Annotated in this window: 5 protein-coding genes; 4 read left to right on the top strand and 1 reads right to left on the bottom strand. The window is 32.4% G+C overall.

Translation table 11 applies throughout. From position 1 onward, the window contains the following. The coding region (locus tag SJY24_RS01175) for a hypothetical protein (protein ID WP_377863446.1) at positions 1-382 on the bottom strand (382 nt) is incomplete at its 3' end. A gap of 191 nt (positions 383-573) precedes the next feature. Between SJY24_RS01175 and SJY24_RS01170 the strand changes: the two genes are divergently transcribed. The 4 genes from SJY24_RS01170 to SJY24_RS01155 all read left to right on the top strand — a co-directional run bounded on the left by SJY24_RS01170 (position 574) and on the right by SJY24_RS01155 (position 4,355). Then, on the top strand, positions 574-867 hold the full coding sequence (locus tag SJY24_RS01170; RefSeq protein WP_377863444.1) for a plasmid mobilization protein: 294 nt from the start codon (positions 574-576) through the stop codon (positions 865-867). Between the two features lie 382 nt (positions 868-1,249). Next, positions 1,250-2,545, top strand: a complete 1,296-nt coding sequence (locus SJY24_RS01165) for a plasmid recombination protein (protein ID WP_377863443.1) — start codon at positions 1,250-1,252, stop codon at positions 2,543-2,545. A gap of 339 nt (positions 2,546-2,884) precedes the next feature. Beyond that, on the top strand, positions 2,885-3,841 hold the full coding sequence (locus SJY24_RS01160; protein WP_377863442.1) for a protein rep: 957 nt from the start codon (positions 2,885-2,887) through the stop codon (positions 3,839-3,841). Positions 3,842-4,040: 199 nt separating this feature from the next. Continuing rightward, the gene (locus SJY24_RS01155; RefSeq protein WP_377863440.1) at positions 4,041-4,355 is read left to right on the top strand and encodes a hypothetical protein; all 315 of its coding nucleotides are present in this window, start codon (positions 4,041-4,043) and stop codon (positions 4,353-4,355) included. Positions 4,356-4,489 lie beyond the last annotated feature (134 nt).

Genomic DNA, 4,489 nt, shown 5'->3' with positions numbered 1-4,489 from the left:
CAATTGTAATTTCGTTTTTATCATTGATCCAAATTAAAAAATGTTCTTCGGAATCATTTTTTAATGTAACTGTCATATTAGTATGAATCGAATCTTTTGTTTTTTTATCTAGTGTGATTTCTTTAGGTGTTCCTGTTTTGATTGCTTCTGTAATAGCTTTTATTGTTTCTTCATTGTCTGTCATTGACTTAGAAGTTTTGTCTTTTTCAGTGGAATTTAATTTAATTTCCTGTATATCTTTTTCTTTTAATTGAATAGTTGTATTTTCTTTTTGATTTTTTGTATCAGTAGGTTTTGATGAAGAAAAATTAGAACATCCCATAAGAATTAAGAATAATATACTAAGAGAACATAAAGATAGAATTTTTTTTGTTTTTTGCATTGTTTTCACCCCTTTTCTTTAATTATAATAATATTCGGACAAATTAAACAAGACTTTTTGTTAGTTTTATATTTATATATATTTGTAAACAAAAAAGAGAGAGAAAAATCCATTTGATTTTTCTCTCTCTTTTTTGTTTTTATTTTCAGGGTCATAAAAGGGTAAAAATATACCATAAGGGGATTTTAAAAATGGCAAAAGAACAAATAAAATTATATGTTTCGGAAGAAGAAAAGGAACGTTTAGAGATATTGGCTAAAATAAATAGTACAAGCGTTTCGAACTATGTCAGAATGACGGCATTAGGGGTGCGAATTAGACCTCCTAAAGAGATTCCTATAATTGTTGAAAAAGAAATTTTAGAAGAGGATAAATTGGTGTTACAAGAATTGCTCGAACGGACACAAGGAAAGAAAGATTTTATTACGCTAGATAGAGAGTTTAATATGCGATTGATTGCAGTCGCAAAACGATTACTGGAGTAGAGAAGGATTTAGAGATAAGTGTCAACGGTACCGGACCGAACCCGAAAGGGGCGGGAGGATAAGGAGTGGACACGTGCGAATGATGTATCACCCTCTTGGCAGTTTTCCCAAACAGTTGGTTTGGGGAACGCCTACCGGCGAGGGAGCCTCCCAGGATTGGGAGGTTGGTGGGTGGATGTTTGTATTGCGATCCAAGGGGCTTCCCTTGGTCGGCGTTTGGGGGCGAAACCCCAAGGTCTTTGTTGCGCTGTGGCGTAACTTGGCGAAGCCAAAGAACCTCGTAGAGCCTTTTCATTTTGATGCGTAGTGTCAAAATACAGAAAAGGTTACTTTGCCAAAGTAACAAAGCTTTCGATATAGTGGTAGCAAGGAGTTGATTCGCATGAGCATGTCAGTTTCTCTCAAAAAGACAACGAATAAAACCAATATCAAACATAATAATAGGGCTATGAACGAGAAAGAAAAAGAGCGAAATTCGCATATTGATCAATCTCGTTCTCATGAAAATAAATATCTTGTTCAGAAAGATTTAAAGAAATTGTATCAAGAAGAGTTTGATGAAGCGTTGGAGAAATATAACGCCAAACAAAAACGCTCTGATAGAAAAATTGATGATTATTATAAACACATTCAGTCCAGTAAAAAAACTTCGCTTCAGCAAGAAATGATTATTCAAGTTGGTGATTTGAACGATTTTATTTCCGATGCTGACTATGAAAAAGCAAATGAAATTTTGTTAGAGTGGTTCAAAGATTTTGAGAAACGAAATCCTAATTTAAAAGTTTATAATGCGGTTATTCACAATGATGAGGCAAGCCCTCATATGCACTTGAATTTTGTGCCTGTGGCAAGTGGCTATAAGCGAGGACTTGAAAAGCAAGTATCGTTTGACCGAGCGATTATGCAACAAGATTTAACACTAGATAAATCTCGTCCTTTTGATGATTGGAGAGAAAAAGAAGTTCAGTTGTTAGAAAAAGTATTAAAAGAGCGAGGTATTGAACGAAAATTAGTTGGCTCAAATGAGTATAAAGATGTCAATGAGTACAAAGAGAAAAAGGATTTAGAAAGAGAAATTCAATGGTTAGAAGGCGAAATAGCCAAAAAGAAAGATGAACTTGTAAAAGTTAGTGAGCACGTTCCTGAAAAGAAAATGAATCTAAGGAGCAAAAAGAAAGAGATTAAGACAGAGGTAAAACCAAAATTTATTGGGAAACCTGAAATCATTGAAAAAGAAACAGATAATTATGTTTATACACCAAAACAAGTTAAATATCTGGAAGGTTTAGTAGGTGCAGCTGTTACTGTAAAAAAAGATTATGAACGTTTGCAAAAAACGGATCTTGTTCAAGAAAATATAAATCTTCGTGAGGAAGTCTATCAAAAAAAGAAGGAAAATGAAGGTTTGAAAAAAGAATTGGTGTCAGCTTCGTTTGAAATCAGTTCCCTAAAAGGTGATATAAGAGATTTAAAGGCTCATATGAGCATTCTGAAGGAGAACGTAAGTGTTTTGTACCAACAAACGAAAAAAGTCTTTAAAAAGCAATTTGAGGCGTTTAGAGGGCTTATCAAAAATGAAATGGATATGAAGGGTGTAGATAATCAATTTGAACAGGAGCATGAACGTGAAAATAAGAGGGAAATAAGTAGGCGTCGTGGGTATGACATGGAACGTTAAAAAAAGGGCCTAAAAGGGCGTCTTTTTTTGAATGGATTTAAACAAAAAAATGACCTCAAAATTGGGGTCAAAAAAACGAGTTTTTTCTTTTCTTGATACATAGGTAACTATTTCCGCATGGAAATAGTTACCTATGTATGTCTTTAACCCTTGTGGTTATAAGGTTTTGAGCAAAAAAAGACTTGCTTTTTCAAGCGGAAAGATTTAACGTTTTAAGTGTCGAGCAAAAAACAATAAATTTCCATGAAAGGAGCAAGTCTTTTTCAAAGGGTTTCGTGTACCCTTTTGTATATTGAATATACATTCAATATATATTCGTCTGGGACTAATATAGCAAATATGACAAATAAAAAGCAAGACGTAATTGTTGGTAAATATCAACCTAAGAAAAAACAGAATCTAAAACTCTACGAATTCATTGAGAGTAAATTGAATGAAGGTGGGCGTGAATTGTTTAAAGAATGTGGTACGTTTAATCAATTTATTGCTACGAAAGATAAAGAGAAAATGAAACGAACAAAGGGGAATGATTGTAAAAATCGTTTTTGTCCACTTTGCGCTTGGAGAAAGGCATGTAAAGATGCAATGAAAATTGCGACGATGATGGAAGCTATTAAATTTGAGGAAAATAAAGAGTTTTTATTTCTTACTTTGACTACACCGAATATTAAAGGTGTAGAGGTAAGAAGTGAAATTGATAGATTTAATAAAGCTTTTAATAAATTATTTAAAAGACGAAATGTAGCTAGGTCTATTAAGGGATACATTCGAAAATTAGAGATGACTTATAACAAAGAACGTGATGATTATAATCCACACTTTCATGTATTGCTTTGTGTAGATAAAAATTATTTTAAACGTAAAGAGCTTTATATTAAGCAAAAAGAATGGCTTTCGATGTGGCAAGAAGTTACGGATCTACCGGAGATAACACAAGTACATATTCAGAAAGTGGAATTGATTAAAGAGGGAAATGCAGTAGCCGAGGTTGCGAAGTATTCAGCGAAAGATTACGAAATGACAACTAGCCAAGAGGTTTTCGATGTGTTTTATTTAGCATTAAAAGGACGTCAGCTGATTGTATATGGTGGAATGTTTAAAGAATACGCTTTAAAATATGAAAATGGTGAATTGGACAAGTATAAGAGCAATGATAAAAATGAGTATTTTTATAAAATTATTGCAACGTGGAATCCTGATTTGTTTAAGTTTAATCGTGAGTACTTGGAGTTAACAGAATTAGAAAAAATGAAATATAATGGTCATTTGCAAGAGGAAATGGATGTAGAAGAATAAAAATTGGTGAATTAAAAAAGGGAACTGACTTTGTTTGAAGTTAGTTCTCTTTTTTAATTTTTAAGCAGATTGTTGCAGTGTAAAAATAAAATAGATAGAATTTTCTATATTTTTATATACAACTATATTTTTAAATGGTAAAATCTACATATTCTTTTAAATTATGATATTTAAAAGAAATATGGGAGGTTGGAAACTAGTGAATAAGAGTAAAATTATTAAGTTTGTTTTATCAGGAGCAATGTTATTTGGAGTTACACTACCAATAGGTCATGCGAGTGCAGCAAAAGTAGATGAGCCATCGTATACGGTTGCAGGTCCTCCTGATGGAGCGAGTATCGATTGGAAATTGTCAAACACTTACGGGTATTGGGAAGATGGGTATTATGTAGTGCGTAGGACATATAATGCTAAGCTTAATGGTAAAGCAGTTATGAAACAATCTTGGTCATATTATACAGATAAATCTCAAAACACTCGGGTTTATTATTCTCAATCTACATATTGGTTATAATCTTATAAACAAACAAAAAACAGTCTTGATTAATAATCAAGACTGTTTTTTGTTTGTGAAAAAATTGTTTATTAGTTTAGAATCTTTGTTGTTTATTAAAATACCTTGTGTATGTTCTTTTTCTGTATCTTTGG

The sequence above is a fragment of the Bacillus sp. R86525 genome (assembly GCF_042466195.1).
In the GTDB taxonomy this organism is placed as follows: domain Bacteria; phylum Bacillota; class Bacilli; order Bacillales; family Bacillaceae_G; genus Bacillus_A; species Bacillus_A nitratireducens.
This window is presented reverse-complemented; position numbering and strand designations above follow the sequence as displayed.